Annotated in this window: 20 protein-coding genes; 5 read left to right on the plus strand and 15 right to left on the minus strand. The window is 73.0% G+C overall.

Annotated features, from left to right (window positions below; genetic code table 11):
• Positions 1 to 6: 6 nt before the first annotated feature.
• The 9 genes from OG553_RS05325 to OG553_RS05365 form a co-directional block, all read right to left on the minus strand.
• Positions 7 to 750 carry an amino acid ABC transporter ATP-binding protein gene (locus OG553_RS05325; RefSeq protein ID WP_405977860.1) on the minus strand — a complete coding sequence of 248 codons (744 nt, stop codon included), beginning with the start codon at positions 748 to 750 and terminating at the stop codon, positions 7 to 9.
• A gap of 132 nt (positions 751 to 882) precedes the next feature.
• Positions 883 to 1323, minus strand: a complete 441-nt coding sequence (locus OG553_RS05330; protein ID WP_405977861.1) for a DUF6278 family protein — start codon at positions 1321 to 1323, stop codon at positions 883 to 885.
• A 98-nt stretch (positions 1324 to 1421) separates the two neighbouring features.
• Positions 1422 to 2201: an exodeoxyribonuclease III gene (locus OG553_RS05335; RefSeq protein WP_405977862.1), complete on the minus strand. Its 780-nt coding sequence runs from the start codon at positions 2199 to 2201 to the stop codon at positions 1422 to 1424.
• Between the two features lie 30 nt (positions 2202 to 2231).
• Complete coding sequence (locus tag OG553_RS05340) at positions 2232 to 2864, minus strand: MBL fold metallo-hydrolase (protein ID WP_405977863.1); 633 nt, start codon at positions 2862 to 2864, stop codon at positions 2232 to 2234.
• Positions 2865 to 2903: 39 nt separating this feature from the next.
• Entirely contained in the window at positions 2904 to 3503 is a 600-nt protein-coding gene (locus tag OG553_RS05345; protein WP_405977864.1) for a hypothetical protein, read from the minus strand.
• Positions 3500 to 4669: an ROK family glucokinase gene (locus OG553_RS05350; RefSeq protein WP_405977865.1), complete on the minus strand. Its 1170-nt coding sequence runs from the start codon at positions 4667 to 4669 to the stop codon at positions 3500 to 3502. Before OG553_RS05350 ends, OG553_RS05345 begins: the two co-directional genes overlap by 4 nt.
• Positions 4666 to 5502 carry an ATP-binding cassette domain-containing protein gene (locus OG553_RS05355; RefSeq protein WP_405977866.1) on the minus strand — a complete coding sequence of 279 codons (837 nt, stop codon included), beginning with the start codon at positions 5500 to 5502 and terminating at the stop codon, positions 4666 to 4668. The genes OG553_RS05350 and OG553_RS05355 overlap by 4 nt, the downstream gene beginning before the upstream one ends.
• Positions 5499 to 6539: an ABC transporter permease gene (locus tag OG553_RS05360; protein WP_405977867.1), complete on the minus strand. Its 1041-nt coding sequence runs from the start codon at positions 6537 to 6539 to the stop codon at positions 5499 to 5501. The genes OG553_RS05355 and OG553_RS05360 overlap by 4 nt, the downstream gene beginning before the upstream one ends.
• Positions 6536 to 7546, minus strand: a complete 1011-nt coding sequence (locus OG553_RS05365; RefSeq protein ID WP_405977868.1) for a sugar ABC transporter substrate-binding protein — start codon at positions 7544 to 7546, stop codon at positions 6536 to 6538. Before OG553_RS05365 ends, OG553_RS05360 begins: the two co-directional genes overlap by 4 nt.
• Positions 7547 to 7688: 142 nt before the next feature.
• Between OG553_RS05365 and OG553_RS05370 the strand changes: the two genes are divergently transcribed.
• Positions 7689 to 8693, plus strand: coding sequence for a Gfo/Idh/MocA family oxidoreductase (locus OG553_RS05370; RefSeq protein WP_405977869.1), 1005 nt, complete (start codon positions 7689 to 7691; stop codon positions 8691 to 8693).
• A 98-nt stretch (positions 8694 to 8791) separates the two neighbouring features.
• Here OG553_RS05370 and OG553_RS05375 read toward each other — a convergent pair whose 3' ends face one another.
• Together OG553_RS05375 and OG553_RS05380 are read right to left on the minus strand one after the other, a co-directional pair.
• Positions 8792 to 9706 carry a DMT family transporter gene (locus OG553_RS05375; protein WP_405977870.1) on the minus strand — a complete coding sequence of 305 codons (915 nt, stop codon included), beginning with the start codon at positions 9704 to 9706 and terminating at the stop codon, positions 8792 to 8794.
• A 171-nt stretch (positions 9707 to 9877) separates the two neighbouring features.
• Entirely contained in the window at positions 9878 to 10495 is a 618-nt protein-coding gene (locus OG553_RS05380) for a dihydrofolate reductase family protein (RefSeq protein ID WP_405977871.1), read from the minus strand.
• A gap of 199 nt (positions 10496 to 10694) precedes the next feature.
• Here OG553_RS05380 and OG553_RS05385 point away from each other — a divergent pair, with 199 nt between their 5' ends.
• Positions 10695 to 11429: an SDR family oxidoreductase gene (locus OG553_RS05385; RefSeq protein ID WP_405977872.1), complete on the plus strand. Its 735-nt coding sequence runs from the start codon at positions 10695 to 10697 to the stop codon at positions 11427 to 11429.
• Between the two features lie 119 nt (positions 11430 to 11548).
• Here OG553_RS05385 and alc read toward each other — a convergent pair whose 3' ends face one another.
• Together alc and allB are read right to left on the minus strand one after the other, a co-directional pair.
• Positions 11549 to 12661 carry an allantoicase gene (gene alc / locus OG553_RS05390; RefSeq protein WP_405977873.1) on the minus strand — a complete coding sequence of 371 codons (1113 nt, stop codon included), beginning with the start codon at positions 12659 to 12661 and terminating at the stop codon, positions 11549 to 11551.
• Positions 12662 to 12663: 2 nt separating this feature from the next.
• Positions 12664 to 13998 carry an allantoinase AllB gene (gene allB / locus OG553_RS05395; protein ID WP_405982964.1) on the minus strand — a complete coding sequence of 445 codons (1335 nt, stop codon included), beginning with the start codon at positions 13996 to 13998 and terminating at the stop codon, positions 12664 to 12666.
• 336 nt (positions 13999 to 14334) lie between these two features.
• Between allB and OG553_RS05400 the strand changes: the two genes are divergently transcribed.
• Positions 14335 to 15138 (plus strand): IclR family transcriptional regulator, encoded by an 804-nt coding sequence (locus tag OG553_RS05400; RefSeq protein ID WP_007267406.1) that lies wholly within the window; start codon positions 14335 to 14337, stop codon positions 15136 to 15138.
• Positions 15139 to 15229: 91 nt separating this feature from the next.
• Here OG553_RS05400 and OG553_RS05405 read toward each other — a convergent pair whose 3' ends face one another.
• Positions 15230 to 15943: an ABC transporter ATP-binding protein gene (locus tag OG553_RS05405; protein WP_405977874.1), complete on the minus strand. Its 714-nt coding sequence runs from the start codon at positions 15941 to 15943 to the stop codon at positions 15230 to 15232.
• A complete protein-coding gene (locus OG553_RS05410; protein WP_405977875.1) occupies positions 15940 to 17028 on the minus strand; it encodes an ABC transporter permease in 1089 nt (362 codons plus the stop codon). The genes OG553_RS05405 and OG553_RS05410 overlap by 4 nt, the downstream gene beginning before the upstream one ends.
• A gap of 134 nt (positions 17029 to 17162) precedes the next feature.
• Here OG553_RS05410 and OG553_RS05415 point away from each other — a divergent pair, with 134 nt between their 5' ends.
• Positions 17163 to 18461 carry a sensor histidine kinase gene (locus OG553_RS05415; protein WP_405977876.1) on the plus strand — a complete coding sequence of 433 codons (1299 nt, stop codon included), beginning with the start codon at positions 17163 to 17165 and terminating at the stop codon, positions 18459 to 18461.
• Between the two features lie 2 nt (positions 18462 to 18463).
• Positions 18464 to 19093 carry a response regulator gene (locus OG553_RS05420; protein WP_386271062.1) on the plus strand — a complete coding sequence of 210 codons (630 nt, stop codon included), beginning with the start codon at positions 18464 to 18466 and terminating at the stop codon, positions 19091 to 19093.
• The last annotated feature ends 8 nt before the right edge of the window (positions 19094 to 19101 follow it).

Below are 19101 nucleotides of genomic sequence, written 5' to 3' on the forward strand. Positions count from 1 at the left end.
CGCCCCTCAGTGCTTGAGGATCTTGGAGAGGAAGTCCCGGGCGCGGTCGCTCTCGGGGGCGGTGAAGAAGGCCTCCGGGGTGCGGTCCTCGATGATCCGGCCGTCGGCCATGAAGACGACGCGGTTCGCGGCGGAGCGGGCGAATCCCATCTCGTGGGTGACCACGACCATGGTCATCCCGTCGCGGGCGAGCTGCTGCATGACCTCCAGCACCTCGTTGATCATCTCCGGGTCGAGGGCGGAGGTGGGCTCGTCGAAGAGGAGCGCCTTGGGGTTCATGGCGAGGGCGCGGGCGATGGCCACGCGCTGCTGCTGGCCGCCGGAGAGCTGGGCGGGGAACTTGTCGGCCTGGCTGGCGAGGCCCACCCGGTCCAGGAGCTCCCGGGAGCGTTTGTCGGCCTCCTCCCTCTTGCGCCCCCGCACCTTGACCTGGGCGAGCGAGACGTTGGCCAGGACGGTCTTGTGCGCGAAGAGGTTGAAGGACTGGAAGACCATGCCGACCTCGGCGCGCAGGCCCGCCAGTTCCTTGCCCTCGGCGGGCAGGGGGCGGCCGTCGAGGGTGATGGTGCCGGACTCGATGGTCTCCAGCCGGTTGATCGTTCGGCAGAGGGTGGACTTGCCGGACCCGGAGGGCCCGATGATCACCACCACCTCCCCGCGGCCGACGGTGAGGTTGATGTCCTGGAGGACGTGCAACTTCCCGTAGTGCTTGTTGACGTTCCGCAGCTCGATCAACGGATCGACGGCCATACGCTGCCCTGCCCACTTGTCGGTGTGTCGAGGTCAGCGCAAACTATCCAGCCGTCGGGGGGACTTCACCTCGACACGCCAAAAAGGTACATAAAGTACATTGGCGTACATTGACCTGTGGAGGCCCTTCGTTCAGCCCTCCGAGGCCTCGGCGTAGGCCTGACTGAGCTCCGGGGAGCCGGTCATCGCCCAGGACAGCCCCGACCCGATCACGTCGAGCTCCCGCCCGGACTCCAGCCGGATCACCGGCCGGCCGTTGGGCCAGACCTGCCAGCGGGCCCCCGGGAGGCTGCGCACGATCACGGTCCCGAGGTAGAAGCCGGCGTCGTTGCCCAGCCAGGGCACGGCCTCCGGGTCCCGGCGCCAGCGCGGCATCAGCTGGTCCAGGTCCTCCAACGAGGCCGGGGTCTGGTCGAGTTCCAGCCCGGCCGCCCTCGCCTGGGAACGCAGCATCTCGCACTCCGAGAACAGCTCGGCGACGCCCTCGGGATCATCCGCGAGGGCGGCGGCGAGCCCCGCACCCTGTTCCGCTTCGTGCCGGTTCAGCCAGTTGGCCAGGAAAGGGATGTTCATATCGACCAGCCTGGCACCAGGATCCCCGGCTGGCCACAGGGCGCGCCTTGATCCGCCCGCCTTCCGGACTTCGCCCCGGAAGGCGGGCGGACGTCGTTCTAGACGTCCAGGTCGACGACGACCGGGGCGTGGTCGGAGGCACCCTTGCCCTTGCGCTCCTCGCGGTCGACGTAGGCGTCCTTGACCGCCTTCGCGAAGGGCTCGTTCCCGTACACCAGGTCGATGCGCATGCCCCGGTTCTTGGGGAAGGCGAGCTGGCGGTAGTCCCAGAAGGTGTACGGCCGGTCGTACTTGAGCGCGCGCGGCATGACGTCGGCGAGCCCGGCGGTGCGCAGGGCCTCCAGGGCGGCCCGCTCGGCCGGGGTGACGTGCGTGAGGCCCTCGAAGACCGCCGGGTCGTACACGTCCTCGTCCGTCGGCGCCACGTTGAAGTCGCCCAGGACCGCGAAGGGGCGGGTGCCCGCCGCGTCCTCGGCGATGGCGGTGGTCAGGGCGCCGAACCAGTTCAGCTTGTAGCCGTAGTGGTCGTGCTCGACCTCGCGGCCGTTGGGCACGTACACGGACCAGACGCGCACCCCGCCACAGGTGGCGGAGATGGCGCGGGGCTCCTGGACGCCCTCGTAGTCGGGGCCGCCGGGCAGCCCGACCACGACGTCCTCCAGGCCGACGCGGGAGAGCAGGGCCACGCCGTTCCACCGGCCGGTGGCGTTGACGACCGACTCGTAGCCCAGCTCGCGCAGCTCCGCGGCGGGGAACTGCTCCGCGGAGCACTTGGTCTCCTGGATGCACAGGACGTCCGTGCCGGAGCTCTCCAGCCAGGCCAGCAGGCGCGGCAGCCGGGCGGTGATCGAGTTGACGTTGTACGTGGCGATACGCATGCACACCAACCTACCGCCCGGCACCGACAGTCAGAGCACGGCGCTCTCACCTGCGCCGAGGCGGCTGTGCGGGGCGCCGCCGAGGTTGCCGAGGGCCGTGTCGTAGATGGGCCGGGCGATGTCGGCGAGGTAGGCGTCGTGGATGTCGATCGCCCGGGCCGGCTTGACCTCGCGGACGTAGTCGATCACCTCGGCGATCTTGTTCCACGGCGCGTGCACCGGCAGCATCAGCGTCTCCACCGGGACACCGGGCACGGTCAGCGCGTCGCCGGGGTGGAAGAGGGAGCCCTCCACGAGGTAGCCGACGTTCGTGACCCGCGGGACGTCGGGGTGGATCACGGCGTGCAGCTCGCCGTGGACCTGGACCTCGAAGCCGGCGGCGGTGAAGGCGTCGCCGTGGCCGACCGTGTGCACCCGGCCCGGGTAGGCCGCGGCCAGCCGGTCCGCGACGCTGCGCAGGGTCCACAGGGCGGCGGCCGGGTTCGCATCGAGCGCCGCGCGCAGCCGGCCCTCTTCGAAGTGGTCGGGGTGCTCGTGCGTGACCAGCAGGACGTCCGCCCCGAGGCCGGCGTCCGGTTCGCTGAAGGCGCCGGGGTCGATGACGAGCACGCGCCCGTCCTTCTCCAACTGGACGCAGGAGTGCAGCCGTTTGGTGAGCTTCATGATCCCAACCATAGGCCGGGGGCCGGGGCGGGACACGGCCTACGGCACGGTGGTGGAGACGACGTAGACGCGGGGGGCCGACGGGTTGGTCGAGTCGACCGTGATGTCGCGGGTGGGGCGGGGGTCCTCGGCCTCCAGGGTGACCCCGGACCACGCGTGCGTCGGGCTCCAGCTCCAGCCGGCAACCTTGGCGTCGCGGTCGGAGACCGACACCCCGGGGGTCAGGGCGTCCCTGCTCGTGCCCACGCCGGCCAGGAACGCGTCCAGTTCCGCGGGGGTCACCTGGAACTGCACGTACAGCCGGCTGGTGTGCCAGTTGTTGGTCTCCAGGTAGCCGACGTGGGAGGCCATCATCGGGACCGGCACCTCGTAGATGCCGCGCTGCACCTTGGAGGGCCAGTCGGTGCGCACCTTGACCGCGCCGATCCGGGCGGCCTTGTCCCGGCCGCTCTCGCGGCTCTGCTGGGCCGAGACGAACAGGTAGCCCGCCGGGACCCCGATGAGCAGCACGATGATGATCGCGGTGACCCAGCGGCGCCGTACGGTGTGCCGGCGGTCCTCGCGCTCCTCGGCGGTGGGCGGCTGCGTACCGCCCGCTTCGGGGGAGGAGGCCTGGCGGGGCAGGGAGGGCGGTGTCACTGCTGTTCCCGATCCTTGGGTTCCGTGGGGCCCGCGGCGCCGCGCCGGCCCAGCTGCGCGTAGCGCTCGTGCCGCTCGACGCGCCGGCGGGTGGCGCGGCGGAAGCGGCGGGCGACGAGCCGGGCGAGGTCGGCGGCGCCGACCATGCCGGCCTCGGGGCCGAGCTGGGCCTTGGCGATGCGGGCCTCGGGGCGGTAGCCGCGGCCGGTGAGGTGGCGGCGGAAGGCGTCCCGGGCGGGGCCGATCAGCAGGTCGTCGGCGGCGCTGACGCCGCCGCCGATGACGAAGCAGGAGGGGTCCAGGGCGGCGGCGAGGTTGGCGATGCCCACGCCGAGCCACTGGCCGATGTCCTGGAGGAGCTCGACGCACATGGCGTCGCCCTCGCGGGCGAGCTCGGTGATGAGGGGGCCGGTGATCTCGTGGACGTTGCCGCCGACCCTGGCGATGATGTTGTACGCGACCGGGGAGTCGGCGGCGGCCAGCTCGCGGGCCTCGCGGACCAGGGCGTTGCCGGAGCTGTACTGCTCCCAGCAGCCGCGGTTGCCGCAGGGGCAGCGGTGCCCGCCGGGGACCACCTGCATGTGGCCGAACTCTCCGGCCACCCCGTAGCGGCCGCGCTTGACCTGGCCGCCCTCCAGGATGGCGCCGCCGATGCCGGTGCCCAGGGTGATCATGACGAGGTGGTCCTCGCCCCGGCCGGCGCCGAAGCGCCATTCGGCCCAGGCGGCGGTGTTGGCGTCGTTGTCCACCATGACCGGGACCGCGAGCCGGGACTGGAGGGCGTCGCGCAGCGGCTCGTCGCGCCAGGCCAGGTGCGGGGCGAACAGCACGCGGGAGCGGTCGGCGTCGACCCAGCCGGCGGCGCCGATGCCCACGGCGTGCACGTCGTGCCGGTCGGAGAGGTCGAGGACCAGCTCGACGATGGTGTCCTCGACGACCTTGGGGCTCTTGGACTTGTCCGGGGTCTCGGTGCGGATCTTCTCCAGGATGACCCCGTCGGCGTCGACCACGCCGGCCATGACCTTGGTGCCGCCGATGTCGATGCCGACGGTCGGGACGCGCGGGGCGGTGCGCAGCGAGCGGCGCTCACGGGTCCCGACGGTCCGCAGGACGGTGCCTCGCGCCGCCCCCCGGTGGGCGAGCGTGAAGTCCCGGTACGTGCTCATCGAGTCGTTTCGTCCCTGTCGGTGGCCTGATCGGATGGGGTGGTCGCCCCTGATTCTGCCACCCGCTCCAGCTCGTGGCTCAGCTCGTCCAGCTCCGAGCCGCCCGCCATCTGCCGGGTGAGCTCGTCCAGGGTGATCGAGTCGCGGGTGTGGCTGCCCGCCATGGCACCGCGCTTGAGGAGCACGAAGCGGTTCCCGACGAGGTGGGCGTGGTGCGGGTTGTGGGTGATGAGGACCACTCCGAGGCCCGCGTCGCGGGCGGCGGCGACGTACTTGAGGACGACGCCGGACTGCTTGACGCCGAGGGCGGCGGTGGGCTCGTCCAGGACGAGGACCTTCGCGCCGAAGTAGACGGCGCGGGCGATGGCCACGCACTGCCGCTCGCCGCCGGAGAGGGTGCCGATGGGCTGGTCGACGTCGCGCAGGTCGATGCCCATGCGCAGCAGCTCGGTGCGGGTGGTCTCGCGCATGAACTCCACGTCGAGGCGGCGGAAGGGGCCGCGCCCCTTGGTGGGCTCGGAGCCGAGGAAGAAGTTCCGCCAGACCGGCATGAGGGGGACGACGGCCAGGTCCTGGTAGACGGTGGCGATGCCGTGGTCGAGGGCGGCGCGCGGGTTCGCGAGCACGGTCTCGACGCCCTCGATCTCGAAGCTGCCGGCGTCGTGCCGGTGCAGCCCCGCGATGATCTTGATGAGGGTGGACTTGCCGGCGCCGTTGTCGCCGAGCACGCAGGTGATCTCGCCGGCCGACACCTCCAGGGAGACGCCCTGGAGGGCGCGGATGTTGCCGTAGTACTTGCTGACGTCGGTCAGCTTCACCAGTGGCGTGCTCATGCCCGCGCCTCCGCCCGCTTGCGGACCCATGCGTTCAGCAGCGTGGCGAGCAGCAGCATGGCGCCCAGGAAGAACTTGAACCAGTCCGGGTTCCACTGCGCGTAGACGATGCCGTTGCTGGTCATGCCGAAGATGAAGGCGCCGACGGCCGAGCCGATCGCCGAGCCGTAGCCGCCGGTCATCAGACAGCCGCCGATGACGGCCGCGATGATGTAGAGGAACTCGTTGCCCACGCCCTCGCCGGACTGGACGACGTCGAAGGAGAAGAGGATGTGCTGCCCGGAGATCCAGGCGCACAGCGCGACCCCCATGTAGAGGCCGATGCGGGTCTTGACCACCGGGACGCCGGTGGCGCGGGCCGCGTCGGCACCGCCGCCGACGGCGAAGATCCAGTTGCCGGCCCGGGTGCGCAGCAGGATCCAGGTGGCGACGGCGACCAGCGCCAGCCACCACAGGATGGTGACCTTGAGGGTGACCGAGCCGACGTTCCACTGCGAGGCGAACAGGGCGCGGGCGGAGGAGAAGCCCTCCATGTCGGCGATGGTCTTGGTGGAGACCGAGCCGCTGATCAGCTTGGTGAAGCCGAGGTTCAGGCCGGTCAGCATCAGGAAGGTGCCGAGCGTGATGATGAAGCTCGGCAGCTTGGTGCGGGTCAGCATGAACCCGTTGAAGAAGCCGATGGCCAGGGTGACCAGCAGGGAGACGAGTACGCCGACCCAGACGTTGGCGGTCATCTGGTAGCTGAACATCGAGCTGAACAGCGCCGAGGTGGTGACCATGACGCCGGCGGAGAGGTCGAACTCGCCGCCGATCATCAGCAGGGCCACCGGGACCGCCATGATGCCGATCGTGGAGGCCGAGTACAGGACCGTGCTCAGGCTGGAGGGCTTCAGGAAGCTGTCCGCGGCGAAGCAGAAGAAGACGAAGACGGCGGCGGCGCCGACGACCGCGCCCAGCTCGGGGCGGCCCAGCAGCCGCCGGACGTACGAGGTGGGCGCGAGCCGTTCGTCCGCGGCGGGGGCGGCGGGGGTGCTCATCGGCTGCCCCGCTTGATGTACTCCTCCAGCTTGGCCGCCTCGGCCGCGGTGACGATCTGCGGGCCGGTCAGCACCGGGCGGCCGCCGCCGAGGACGTCCGCGTTGTAGCGGTAGAGCCACAGCAGGTCCACGGCCTCGTAGCCCTGGAGGTAGGGCTGCTGGTCCACGGCGAAGCCCAGCGCCCCGGACTTCAGGTCGCGGGCGACGGACTCGTTCAGGTCGAAGGTGTCGACCTCGGCCTTGCTGCCCGCCGCGTCCTTCGCCTTGACGGCGGTGGGGGCGAAGGGCGCGCCGAGGGTCACGAGGGAGTCGACGGAGGGGTCCGCCTGGAGCTTGGCCTGGATGGCGGCCTGGACGGAGGGCATGTTGGTGCCCTCGACGTACAGGTTCTCCATGGAGCCGCCGAAGGTCTTCTTCGCGCCGGCGCAGCGCTGCTCGTGGCCCACGTTGCCCTGCTCGTGCAGGACGCAGACGGCCTTCTTCTTCCCGCGCTTGGTCAGCTCGGTGCCGACGGCCTCGCCGGCGATCTCCTCGTCCTGCCCGATGTGGGTGAGCGCCCCGTACTCGGCGGACTGGGCGGAGCCGGAGTTGACCGTGACCACCGGGATCCCGGCCTTGACGGCCTTGCCGATGACGTCCTTGAGGGCCTCGGGCTTGGCGAGGCTGACGATGATCCCGTCGACCTTCTGGTCGATGGCGTTCTGCACGAACTGGGCCTGCTGCTGCGCCTGGTCGTCGTGGGAGTAGACGAAGTTGATGTTGTCCTTCGCCGAGGCCTCCTTGGCGCCCTTCTGCACGATGTCCCAGAAGGTGTCGCCGTCGCCCGCGTGGGTGACCATCGCGAAGGTCCAGCGCGGCGTGGACACGGCGGGCCGGCCCGCCTCCGCGGCCTTCGCCCGTTCCTCGGCGCGCTTGCCGCCCGTGCTGCTGCAGCCCGCGAGGGAGGCCCCCAGTACCGCCGCGAGCACGGCGCCGACGACGCGTACCCCTGTCCGAACCCTAGCCACGTCCCCGTGCCCTTCCCTCGTCCGTCATCAATCGGTCATTACGGTTTCAGCCGCCCAGTATCCGCCACAGTGGACCATGAAGGGTCATCGGGGCATGCCCGGGCAGATTGACAGGTCCCCCGTACGGGGTCACGTTGAGTGCATGCGCATCGGGCTGATCGGAACGGGCCGGATCGGCTCCTTCCACGCGGCCGCACTGGCCCGCCACCCGGACGCCGGCTCGCTGCTGCTCGCCGACGCCGACGTCGGGCGGGCCGCGCGGCTCGCGGACCGGCTGGGGGCCACCGCCGCTCCGGCGGTCGACCAGGTCTTCACCTGGGGCGTGGACGCCGTGGTGGTGGCCTGTGCCACGGAGGGCCACGCCGACCTGGTGGTCCGGGCGGTGCGCGGCGGACTGCCGGTGTTCTGCGAGAAGCCGCTGGCCCCCGACCTGGCCCGCACCCTGGCCGTGCTGCGCGAGGTCGGGGCGGCCCGGGGGCTGCTCCAGGTCGGCTTCATGCGGCGCTTCGACGCGGGCTGCCGGACCGCGCGGGACCTGGTCCGTTCGGGTGCCCTGGGGCGGCTGCACACGGTGCGCACGATGACCGCCGACCCGTCCCCGCCGCCGGCCGAGTACCTGGCGTCCTCCGGGGGCCTGTACCGGGACTGCCTGGTGCACGACTTCGACATGGTCCGCTGGGTGACCGGGCGCGAGGTGGCCGAGGTGTACGCGGCCGGCTCCGACGGGGGTCCGGCCCGGTTCCGGGAGGCGGGGGACGTGGACACCGCGGCCGCCGTACTGACCCTGGACGACGGGACGCTCGTCAGCAGTACCGGGACCCGCTGCAACGGCGCCGGGTACGACGTGCGGATGGAGCTGGCCGGGGAGCTGGACCAGGTCTCCTCGGGGCTGGACGACCGTACGCCGATCGCCTCGACGGAGCCGCACGGCCCGCCCCCGGCGAGCAAGCCGTGGACCGGGTTCCTGGAGCGGTTCGCCCCCGCCTACGAGGCCGAGCTGGCGGCGTTCGTGCGGCTGGTGCGCGGCGAGGGGGACAACCCCTGCGACGGGCTGGAGGCGCTCGCCGCGTTCCGGGTGGCCGAGGCCTGCGAGCGTTCCCGGCGGGAGCGCCGGCCCGTACGGCTGGAGGAGCTCCCGGACCTGTAGGGCGCGGGTGCTGGCTCCGGCGGGCATGCGGGCCACAGTAGGCCCGGTGATCAAGTCCGCAGGAGCCGTTTACCGGCCAAACGGCGCGGGCCCGGGCCTCAGCCCGCCGCGCGGCGTCCCCAGGCGGTGCCGGCGAGGACGAGGGCGGCTCCGGCGAGGCCGGCGGCGCCGAGGTGCTCGCCGCCGATCGCGATGCCCGCGGCGGCCGCCCACAGCGGTTCGGTGCCCAGCAGCAGGCTGACGCGGGAGGGCGAGGTGCGGCGCACGGCCCACATCTGCACGAAGAAGGCGAAGAGGGTGCAGAAGACGGAGAGGAAGGCGAGCCCGGCCCATTCGGCGGGCCCGAAGCCGGCGGCGGCCGCCCAGGGGCCGTCTCCGGTCCCGGGGACGGCCGCGAGCAGGGCGAAGACGAGTACGGCGGCGCCGAGCTGGACGGTGGTCAGCGAGAGCGAGTCGGCGTCCTGGACGGCCTTGATCCGCGCCATCAGCAGCACGTGCAGGGTGCGGGCCAGGGCGGCTCCGAGGATCAGCAGGTCCCCGAGGCCGGGCACGGTGAACCCGGCGCCCTGGGTCAGGAGCACCACCCCGGCGACGGAGACGGCGGCGGCCCCGAGGAAGGCGGCCGACGGCTTCCGGCGGCGTACGGCGGACTCGGCCAGCGGGGTGAAGATCATGGTCAGGCTGATGATCAGGCCGGCGTTGGTGGCGGAGGTGTGCACCACCCCGTAGGTCTCCAGCAGGAAGATCCCGCCGAGCACGAGGCCCAGCGCGGCGGCGCCGCGCAGCTGGGCGGGGCTCAGCGCGCGCAGCCGCCGCCATCCGGCGAGCACGAGCACGGGGATCACCAGGGCGAAGCGCAGCACGAGGACCGCGATCACGGTGTGCGTGGTGGTGATGCCCTTGGCCGCGAGGTAGCTGCCGCCCCAGACGACGGCGACGAGCAGCACGGGCAGGTCCGCGAGCCAGGCGCGGCGGGGGGCGAGGGCGGGCGCGGGGACGGCGAGGGTGGACACCGGGCGGCTCCGACGGCGGGAAGGGTGTGGAGACGGCGGCGGCTCGCACGGGTGCGGGGCCACGGTAGCCGAGTCGATCTTCCCGGTCGACCGGATATCCGGCGCCGCCCCGCGCCGCGCGGCCGGGCCCGCCGTCCCGTCCTTCGGCCCCGCCCCGCCCCTCGGCCCCGTTCAGTCCGCGAAGGTGCCGAAGGCGGCGCGGCCGGTGGGGCGGTAGGTGTGGATGGCGGTACCGCTGCCGGTGGTGCGGGAGGCGGTCAGCTCGAAGGCGGTGGGCAGGCCGCCGGTGGGGAACAGCCGCCGGCCCGCGCCGAGGAAGACGGGGAAGACCAGCAGGTTCAGCTCGTCGACGAGGTCGCGCGCGAGCAGCCACTGGGCCAGCCGTCCGCTGCCGTGCACCTGGAGTTCGCCGTCCATGGCGTCCTTGATCCGGACGATCTCCGACTGGAGCTGCTCCCCGTCCACCACGGTGGCCGGGCCCCAGGCAGGGTCCTTGAGGGTGGTGGAGGCGACGTACTTCGGCAGCCGGTTGAGCTTGTTCGGGACCGGGTCGGCCGGGTCGTCGTGCTGCGGCCAGTAGGAGGCGAAGATCTCGTACGTCCGGCGTCCCAGGAGGAAGGCCTCGGCCCGGCCGAAGAGCTCGGTCACGAACTCCCCCATGCCCTCGTCCGCGAAGGGCACGAGCCAGCCGCCGTACTCGAACCCGCCGGTGCGGTCCTCGTCGGGTCCGCCGGGGGCCTGCATCACTCCGTCGAGGGTCAGGAAGGTGGTGAGGGTCAGCTTGCCCATGGCGCGGTGCTCCTTGCGTCGTGTCGGTGTCGTGCCGGGGCCCCGCGGCCCCTTCTCCTCCTCAGACTCCCGGCGGCGCCGGATCTCATCGGTGCGGCGCGCGTGAACGCGTGGTCGGATTCCCGCCAGCGCCGTCCGCCTCCCGCGGATTTCATTGAACCCGCAACCAAATACGGGGAACGGATCGGGGAGGAACGACATGAACGGCAACACGGTGGCCCTGGTGACGGGCGGCAGCCGGGGCATCGGAGCGGCCACCGCGCTGCGGCTGGCCGAGGACGGCTTCGACGTGGCGCTCACCTACGCGGGCGGCGCCGACGCCGCGGCCGGGGTCGTCGGCGGGATCGAGGCCCTCGGCCGCAGAGGCCTGGCGGTACGGGCCGACGCGGCCTCCGCCGACGGCCCGCGGGCGGCGGTGGAGGAGACCGTACGGGCGCTGGGGCGGCTCGACGTCCTGGTCAACAACGCCGGCGTGGGGGTCATCGGGCCGATCGACGCGCTCGGCATCGCCGAGGTGGACCTGGTCCTCGGCGTCAACGTCCGGGGCGCCTTCCTGGCCGCGCAGGCCGCGGCCGGGCACATGGGACCCGGCGGGCGGATCGTCACCGTCGGCAGCTGCATGGTGGGCCGGGTCCCCGGCCCCGGCGGCACGCTGTACGCGATGAGCAAGGCGGCCATGACGGGCCTGACGAAGGCGCTCGCCCGCGAGCTGGGCGGGCGCGGCATCACCGCCAACCTGGTCCACCCGGGCCCGACGGACACGGACATGAACCCGGCCGACGGCCCGTACGCGGACCCGCAGCGCGCGATGACGGCGCTCGGGCGCTACGGCACCGCCGAGGAGGTCGCCGCGATGGTGTCCTTCCTCGCCGGGCCGGACTCGGCGTACGTCACCGGGGCGGAGTTCTCGGTGGACGGCGGCCACACCGCCTGAGGGAACGGCTCCGGGCACAGCCCTGTGGGGGCGCACCGCGTACGCCGTGCGCCCCCACAGGGCTGTGCCCGGGCCCCGGGGGTGTCGGCCCCCGGGGGTGGGTCACGGGGCGGAGCGGATCAGCCGCCCAGCTCCTGGTGACGGGCGGCGTGCGCGGCCGCGCCGGCCTCCGTCAGCGAACCGAACAGGCGCAGGCGGGAGAAGCCGCCGTCCGGGAAGATGTCGATCCGCACGTGGGTGCCGACCGCCGGGGCGTCCAGCACGAAGCGGTGGTTGGTGTCGGGCTGCAGGCGGGTGCGCGGCAGGAACTCCGTCCACTCGCCCTCCTCGCCCGTCTTGACCGACAGCGAGGCCCAGCCGGCCGAGTTGCCCTTGAGGTAGGCGGTGTCGATCTCCACGGCGCGGATCTCGGACTCGGCGACGAGCTGGTAGCGGATCCAGTCGTTGCCGTTGTCGCGGCGGCGGGCGGTCTCCCAGCCGTCGTCCATCTTGCGGGAGCGGCCCGGGTTGATGGTGTTGGTCGGCGGGGAGTAGAAGCGGTTGGACGCGTCCTCGACCGAGCCGCCGTTCTCCAGGGCGACGACGTCGAAGGTGCCCAGCACGGCCAGCCACTTCGGGTCGGGGCGCACCTCGCCGTAGACGCGCAGGCGGGCGATGCCGCCGTCCGGGTGCTGGTTCAGGCGCAGGTGGGTGAAGCGCTGCTCGACGTTGACCTCGAAGCCGTTGGCCGCGTGGCCGCCGACCGGGGTGCGCTCGACGAGGGTCGTCCACTTGACGTCGTCGGAGAGCAGCTCCGCCTCGGTCGGGCAGCCCTCGACGGACGCGCCCTGTACGGACACGGCCTGCGGCATGTTGCCGCGGAAGTGGGCGGTGTCGACGACGATGCCGCGGATGACGCCGGGGGCGCCGAGGCGGATCAGGGCGTAGTCGTGGTCCTCGGCGGTCGGCCAGGGCTGCTCGGCGGACACGCCGCGGCGGCGGCGGGTCTCCCAGCCGTCCATGACCTTGCCCTTGTGCCCGAAGTGCTCGGGGTCGAAGTGGCCGGCCTCGGCGATCAGCAGGTTCTCGCGCTCGGCGAAGAACTCGTCGTTGGCGGCGATGACACCGGCGCCCAGCTCTCGGGCGGCGAGGTTCGCGTACTGGGTGAAGGGGAACTCCGCGGTGCGGTAGTCCGCGTACGGGTCGCCGCCCCCGTACGGGTTCGCGTTACCGGTGAAAGAGGGAATCGCCACTGTCAGTTCTGCCTTTCGAGGAGGAGGCCCGTGGGCTCGGTCGGGGTGCCGTGGTCGGCGATCTGCGTGCCGCGCAGCCAGGTGGACTTCACGACGCCGTGCAGGGTCTTGCCCGCGTACGCCGTGACCTGGTTGCGGTGGTGCAGCTCGGCCGGGTCCACGGTGAAGGTCTCTTCGGGGGCCAGGACGGCGAAGTCGGCGTCACGGCCGGCCTCGATGGCCCCCTTCTGTGCCAGGCCCGCCAGCGCGGCCGGGGCCGTGGACATCCAGCGCGCGACCTCTTCGAGGGTGCGGCCGCGTCGGCGCGCCTCGGTCCAGATGGCGGGGAGGCCCAGCTGGAGGGAGGAGATGCCGCCCCACGCGGTGGCGAAGTCGCCGGTCTTCAGGTCCGCGGTGGAGGGCGAGTGGTCGGAGACGATGCAGTCGATGGTGCCGTCGGCGAGCGCGTCCCACAGGACGTCCTGGTTCGCGGCCTCGCGGATGGGCGGGCAGCACTTGAACTCGGTGGCGCCGTCCGGGACTTCCTCGGCGGTGAGGGTGAGGAAGTGCGGGCAGGACTCGACCGTGATCTGCACGCCCTCGGCCTTGGCCGCGGCGATCAGCGGCAGCGCGGAGGCGGAGGACAGGTGCAGGACGTGCACGCGGGCGTTCAGCCGCTTCGCCTGGGCGATCAGGTTCTGGATCGCGGTGTTCTCGGCGTCCTGCGGGCGGGAGGCGAGGAAGTCGGCGTACTTGGGGCCCGGGTTCTGCGGCGCGGACTCCAGGTGGTGCGGGTCCTCGGCGTGCACGATCAGCAGGCCGCCGAAGCCGGTGATCTCGGCGAGCGAGGTGGCCAGCTGCTCCTGGTCCAGCAGGGGGAACTCGTCGACGCCGGAGGGCGACAGGAAGCACTTGAAGCCGTAGACGCCGGCGTCGTGCAGCGGGCGCAGGTCCTTGACGTTGTCCGGCAGGGCGCCGCCCCAGAAGCCGACGTCCACGTGCGCCTTGGTCCGGGCGACCTCCTGCTTGACGCGGAGGTTGTCGACCGTGGTGGTCGGCGGCAGGGAGTTCAGGGGCATGTCGAGGATGGTGGTGATGCCACCGGCCGCGGCGGCGCGGGTGGCCGTCCAGAAGCCCTCCCACTCGGTGCGGCCCGGGTCGTTCACGTGCACGTGGGTGTCGACCAGACCGGGGAGCAGGACGTCGTCGCCGAAGTCCTCCAGCCGGGCTCCGGCCGGTACCTCGGCGTCGTGCGCGAGCACGGCCGCGATCTTCCCGCCGGCGACGGCCACCGAGGCGGCGCGCGTCCCCTCGGGGGTGATGACGCGCGTCGAGCGCAGTACCAGTTCCACAGCCACGTCGGCCACCGGAACCTCCCCATCTACTTCCACAGAGCGAAATTCAACGTTCTGTTGAGGGAGTCTTCACCCCGATCCGGGGCCAGTCAAGAGCGCCCGGAGGGACTGCTGACACGTTCTCACCGCAATTGGATGTTTCCACAGGATGGAATTAAGATTTCACTATCCAGAATGTAGCTACCACCACGGGGGATCGGGCGGGTAACTTCCCGAGGACGTCCACCACCAGGACAAACCACCTCTGACCGGCGAGGACGGCGCGGGCCCGGCTCTAGGGCCGACGCCGACCGACCGGTAGGCTGCTTCCTTGCCTGCCAGCACCGAAAGGACCGCGCCGTGCCGACGTCCAGCGCCAGCACCACCGACGCTTCCGCCAAGCCCACCGCCGGCGGCGGTGGCGTCCAGTCCCTTGAGCGCGCCTTCGATCTGCTCGAACGCATGGCCGATGCCGGTGGCGAGGTCGGTCTCAGCGAGCTCTCGGCCGCCAGCGGCCTGCCGCTGCCGACCATCCACCGCCTGATGCGCACCCTCGTCGCCTGCGGGTACGTCCGGCAGCAGCCCAACCGACGTTACTCCCTCGGCCCCCGCCTCATCCGCCTCGGCGAGTCCGCGTCGCGGCTGCTGGGCACCTGGGCCCGCCCCTACCTCGCCCGTCTGGTCGAGGAGACCGGGGAGACCGCGAACATGGCCCTGCTCGACGGCGACGAGATCGTCTACGTCGCCCAGGTGCCGTCCAAGCACTCCATGCGCATGTTCACCGAGGTCGGCCGCCGCGTCCTGCCGCACTCCACCGGAGTGGGCAAGGCCCTGCTCGCGCACACCCCGGCCGACGAGGTGCGCGCCCTGCTGGCGCGCACGGGGATGCCCGCCGCGACCGAGAAGACCATCACCACCCCCGAGGGCTTCCTGGAGGCCCTGGAGCAGGTCCGCCGGGTGGGCTACGCGGTCGACGACAACGAGCAGGAAATAGGGGTCCGCTGCCTGGCCGTGTCGGTGCCCGACTCGCCGACCGCCGCCGCGATCTCCATCTCCGGCCCGGCCGGCCGGGTGACGCAGGCGGTGGCCGAGTCCTTCGTGCCGATCCTCCAGGGCGTCGCCGCCGAACTGTCGGTGGCCCTGCAGAGCCAGACCCCGGCGTAGGCGCCGGGCCCGGCCCACGACGAGAGCCCCGGCGCCCCTCCCCCTGTGAGGGGCGGGCCGGGGCTCTCGCGTACGCCGCCCGTACGGGCGCTCAGGCCGCCGGAGCGGGCGCGGCGGACGGCTCGGCGGGCCGCACGCCGGGGGTGAGGCGGCCGTCGGCCATGGTCGCCGTACGGTCCATCCGGTCCAGGTGGGCGCGGTCGTGCGTGACCAGCACCGTGGCGGTGGACCGCTCCCGGGTGAGGGCGACCAGCAGGTCGAGGACCGCCGCGCCGCGCTCGTGGTCGAGGGCGCTGGTCGGCTCGTCGACCAGCAGCACGTCGGGCTCGTTCATCAGCGCCCGGGCGATGTTCACGCGCTGGCGCTGACCGCCGGACAGCTGGTGCGGGCGCTTGCCGGCCTTGTCGGCCAGGCCCACCGCGTCCAGCAGCTCCAGGGCGCGGCGGCGCAGCTGCCGGGAGGGGCGGCCCGAGACGTGGGCCATCACCTGGAGCTGCTCGACGGCGGTAAGCGAGGCCAGCAGGTTCGGCTGCTGGAAGACGATGCCGATCCGCTCCCGGCGCAGCGCCGACTTCTCGGCGGGCCCGAGCCGGCTGGTGTCCCGGCCCGCGACCACGACCCGGCCCGAGTCCGGGGTGACCAGAGTGGCCGCCACGGCCAGCAGGCTGGACTTCCCGGAGCCGGAGGGCCCCACGATCGCGGTCAGGGAGCCCGCGGGCACCTCCAGGGACACCGCGTCGAGCGCGGTGAGGCGGCCGTCCCCGTCGGGGTACGTGAGGGTGACCTCGTCAACGAGCAGGGTCATCGGGCGCTCCCCAGGGCGGTCAGCGGGTCGACGGCGGTGATCCGCCGGATGGACAGGGCCGCGCCCAGCGCACCGAGCACGATCATGATCGCGGCGGGGGCCAGCACGGTGGCGGCGTCCAGGACGAAGGGCACGTCGCCGCCGCTGATCAGGGCGCCGATGCCGGCCGCGAGCGCGGTGCCCGCCCCGGTGCCGATCCCGAGCATCACCACGGCCTGGCCGAGGGCGTCCTTCAGCAGGTACGGGGTGGAGGCGCCCAGCGCCTTCAGCACCGCGATGTCGCCGCTGCGCTGGATCGTCCAGACGGTGAAGAAGGCCCCTATGACCAGGGCGGAGATGGCGAAGAGGAAGCCGCGCATCAGCTGGAGCGAGCCGTTCTCGGCCTGGTAGGACCCTATGGCTCCCAGGGCCTCATCGATCGTCTGGGCCTTCGTGCCCGCCGCCGCGTCGCCGGCCGCCCAGTCCGTTCCCCCGGAGCCTTCGAGGGCGATGACGGTGGCGACGGTGTCCGGGGAGGTGCCCGGGCTGCCGACGCGCTGCCAGTCGTCCAGGTCCGCCCAGACGACCGGGGTGTGGCTGTAGGCGGCCGTGCCCGAGACGGCGGCGACGGTCAGCTCCAGCGTGCCGATCCTGACCCGGGCCCCGGCGGTCGGCCCGCCGAGCTCTTCGGCCGCCTTCTCGGTGAGGACCACCCGGCCCCGGCCGAGCCCCGTCCCGGCGGGTGCGAGCGTGCCGGCCGGCTCGACGCCGAAGACGGAGACGGCGGCGGTGCGCCCGCCCGCGACGGCGTTGGTGGTGCGGATGCCGAGCGGCTGGGCGGCCTCGACCCCGGGCTGCGCCCGCCAGGCCTTCCAGGCACTCTCGGGCAGCTGGGACTGGGTGAAGGAGACCTTCTGGTCCCCGGCGGGCGCCGCGAAGGCCAGGCGCGAGGCGGGCAGTCCGGTGACGGCCGAGATGTTCTCCCGGGCCAGTCCGGAGGTGAGCCCCGACAGCAGGCCGACCAGCAGCGTGATCAGCAGTACGACCGAGCCCATGAGGGCGAAGCGGCCCTTGGCGAACCGTAGATCTCTCCATGCGACGAACATGTCCCCCACCTTGGTGTCGCACGCGGGCCCGGAGCATCGCGCCACGGTTGGCATCCTGCTATCGAAGGTGGCACCCGGACATCGAACTTTTGGTTGACCGGGGCCCCGGACCGCCCGCTTACGCTGGTCGGACGATGTCTGCCGCACTGCCCTCCCGCTCCCTGACCCCCGTCACCCGCGTCCTGCGGCTGTGCCTGCACGCACTGCTGCTCGGGCTGCTCGCACTGGCGTGCGCGCGGGCCGTCGCCGACTCCGCGCCGCACGCCGGGTGGGTGATCGGCCTCGGCGCCCTGCTGGCCGCCGTCTACGCGGCGGGCGTGCGCGCCCCCGCCGTGCACCGCTCGGCGCGCGCGGCCGCGCTCTGGCTGGCCGGGGTGGGCGCCGTGTGGGCCGCGCTGCTGGCCGTCTCCCCGGAGGGGGTGTGGATCGCCTTCCCGCTGTACTTCCTGGAACTGCACCTGCTGCGGCTGCGCTGGGCCCTGGCCTCCGTCGCCGCCACCGCCTGCGCGGCCGTGGGCGGCTTCGTGGCGCACACCGGCTCCGTCAACCCCGGGGCCTTCCTCGGGCCGCTGCTGGGCGGGGCGGTGGCCGTCGCCACGGTGCTGGGCTACCAGGCGCTGTACCGCGAGAGCGAACGCCGCCGCGAGCTGATCGAGGAGCTCATCGCCACCCGGGCCGAGCTGGCGGCGGCCGAGCGGGGCGCGGGGATCCTCGCGGAGCGGGAGCGGCTCGCGCGGGAGATCCACGACACCCTGGCCCAGGGCCTGTCCTCCATCCAGCTGCTGCTGCGCGCGGCCGAGCGGGCGCTTTCGGAGGACCCCTCGGGCGGCCGCACCGGCCCCGCTCCGGCGGACCGCGCGCCCGGGTCCGCCCCCGCCGGCGCGGGTGCGGCGGGCACGGCGGCGGCCGTGTCCCCGGCTTCCGCGGCTTCCGCGGCGGGAGCGCTGGCGCACATCGCCCGGGCCCGGGAGGCCGCACAGGACAACCTCGCCGAGGCGCGCCGCTTCGTACGGGCCCTGACTCCCCCGGACCTGGAGCACGGCTCGCTGGCTGCGGCGCTGGAGCGGCTGTGCTCGGGGGCCCCGGGCCCGCGCGTGCGCTTCTCCGTCAGCGGCACCCCGCGGGCGCTGCCCACCCCGTACGAGGTGGCCCTGCTGCGGATCGCCCAGTCGGCGCTGGCCAACGTGGTGCGGCACGCGGGGGCCGGGCGGGCGGAGATCACCCTGACCTTCATGGACAGCTCGGTCACCCTGGACGTGGTCGACGACGGCCGGGGCTTCGACCCCGCCGGCGCCGCCTCCGGTGACGGCGGCTTCGGCCTGCCCGCGATGCGGGCGCGCGCCGAGTCGCTGGGCGGGCTGTTCACCGTGGAGTCCGACCCGGGCCAGGGCACCGCCGTGGCCGTCACCCTGCCGCTGCCCGTGGAGGCCTGACCATGACCATCCGGCTCCTGCTCGCCGACGACCACCCCGTGGTCCGCGCCGGGCTGCGCGCGGTACTGGACACCGAGCCGGACTTCGCGGTGGTCGCGGAGGCGGCGACGGCGGAGCGGGCGGTGGAACTGGCCGCCTCCGAGCAGGTGGACGTCGTGCTGATGGACCTCCAGTTCGGGGCCGGGATGCACGGCTCGGCGGCCACGGCGGCGATCACCGCCCGCCCGGGCGCGCCCCGGGTACTCGTCCTGACCACCTACGACACGGACGCCGACATCCTGGCCGCGGTGGAGGCGGGCGCCTCGGGCTACCTGCTGAAGGACGCCCCGCCGGAGGAGCTGGCGGCGGCGGTCCGCACGGCGGCGGCCGGCCAGTCGGCGCTGGCGCCGGCGGTGGCGCTGCGGCTGATGGACCGGATGCGGACCCCTGCCGAGGCGCTGACGAAGCGGGAGCTGGAGGTGCTCCAGCTGGTCGCGGACGGGCTGTCGAACCAGCAGATCTCGAAGCGGCTCTTCCTCAGCCAGGCCACGGTCAAGTCCCACCTGGTGCACGTCTACGCCAAGCTCGGCGTCGACTCGCGCACCTCCGCCGTCGCCGCGGCCGCCACGCGCAGGCTGATCCGCACGCCGTAGGAGTCGTC

This window comes from Streptomyces sp. NBC_00158, assembly GCF_045160885.1.
In the GTDB taxonomy this organism is placed as follows: Bacteria; Actinomycetota; Actinomycetes; order Streptomycetales; family Streptomycetaceae; genus Streptomyces.

What these genes read in the sequence shown, in the direction of transcription:
- OG553_RS05325 (WP_405977860.1), bottom strand. Translation starts at nt 750, where the DNA reads ATGGCCGTCGATCCGTTGATCGAGCTGCGGAACGTCAACAAGCACTAC.
- OG553_RS05330 (WP_405977861.1), bottom strand. Translation starts at nt 1,323, where the DNA reads ATGAACATCCCTTTCCTGGCCAACTGGCTGAACCGGCACGAAGCGGAA.
- OG553_RS05335 (WP_405977862.1), bottom strand. Translation starts at nt 2,201, where the DNA reads ATGCGTATCGCCACGTACAACGTCAACTCGATCACCGCCCGGCTGCCG.
- OG553_RS05340 (WP_405977863.1), bottom strand. Translation starts at nt 2,864, where the DNA reads ATGAAGCTCACCAAACGGCTGCACTCCTGCGTCCAGTTGGAGAAGGAC.
- OG553_RS05350 (WP_405977865.1), bottom strand. Translation starts at nt 4,669, where the DNA reads ATGAGCACGTACCGGGACTTCACGCTCGCCCACCGGGGGGCGGCGCGA.
- OG553_RS05355 (WP_405977866.1), bottom strand. Translation starts at nt 5,502, where the DNA reads ATGAGCACGCCACTGGTGAAGCTGACCGACGTCAGCAAGTACTACGGC.
- OG553_RS05360 (WP_405977867.1), bottom strand. Translation starts at nt 6,539, where the DNA reads ATGAGCACCCCCGCCGCCCCCGCCGCGGACGAACGGCTCGCGCCCACC.
- OG553_RS05370 (WP_405977869.1), top strand. Translation starts at nt 7,689, where the DNA reads ATGCGCATCGGGCTGATCGGAACGGGCCGGATCGGCTCCTTCCACGCG.
- OG553_RS05380 (WP_405977871.1), bottom strand. Translation starts at nt 10,495, where the DNA reads ATGGGCAAGCTGACCCTCACCACCTTCCTGACCCTCGACGGAGTGATG.
- OG553_RS05385 (WP_405977872.1), top strand. Translation starts at nt 10,695, where the DNA reads ATGAACGGCAACACGGTGGCCCTGGTGACGGGCGGCAGCCGGGGCATC.
- OG553_RS05405 (WP_405977874.1), bottom strand. Translation starts at nt 15,943, where the DNA reads ATGACCCTGCTCGTTGACGAGGTCACCCTCACGTACCCCGACGGGGAC.
- OG553_RS05410 (WP_405977875.1), bottom strand. Translation starts at nt 17,028, where the DNA reads ATGTTCGTCGCATGGAGAGATCTACGGTTCGCCAAGGGCCGCTTCGCC.
- OG553_RS05415 (WP_405977876.1), top strand. Translation starts at nt 17,163, where the DNA reads ATGTCTGCCGCACTGCCCTCCCGCTCCCTGACCCCCGTCACCCGCGTC.
- OG553_RS05420 (WP_386271062.1), top strand. Translation starts at nt 18,464, where the DNA reads ATGACCATCCGGCTCCTGCTCGCCGACGACCACCCCGTGGTCCGCGCC.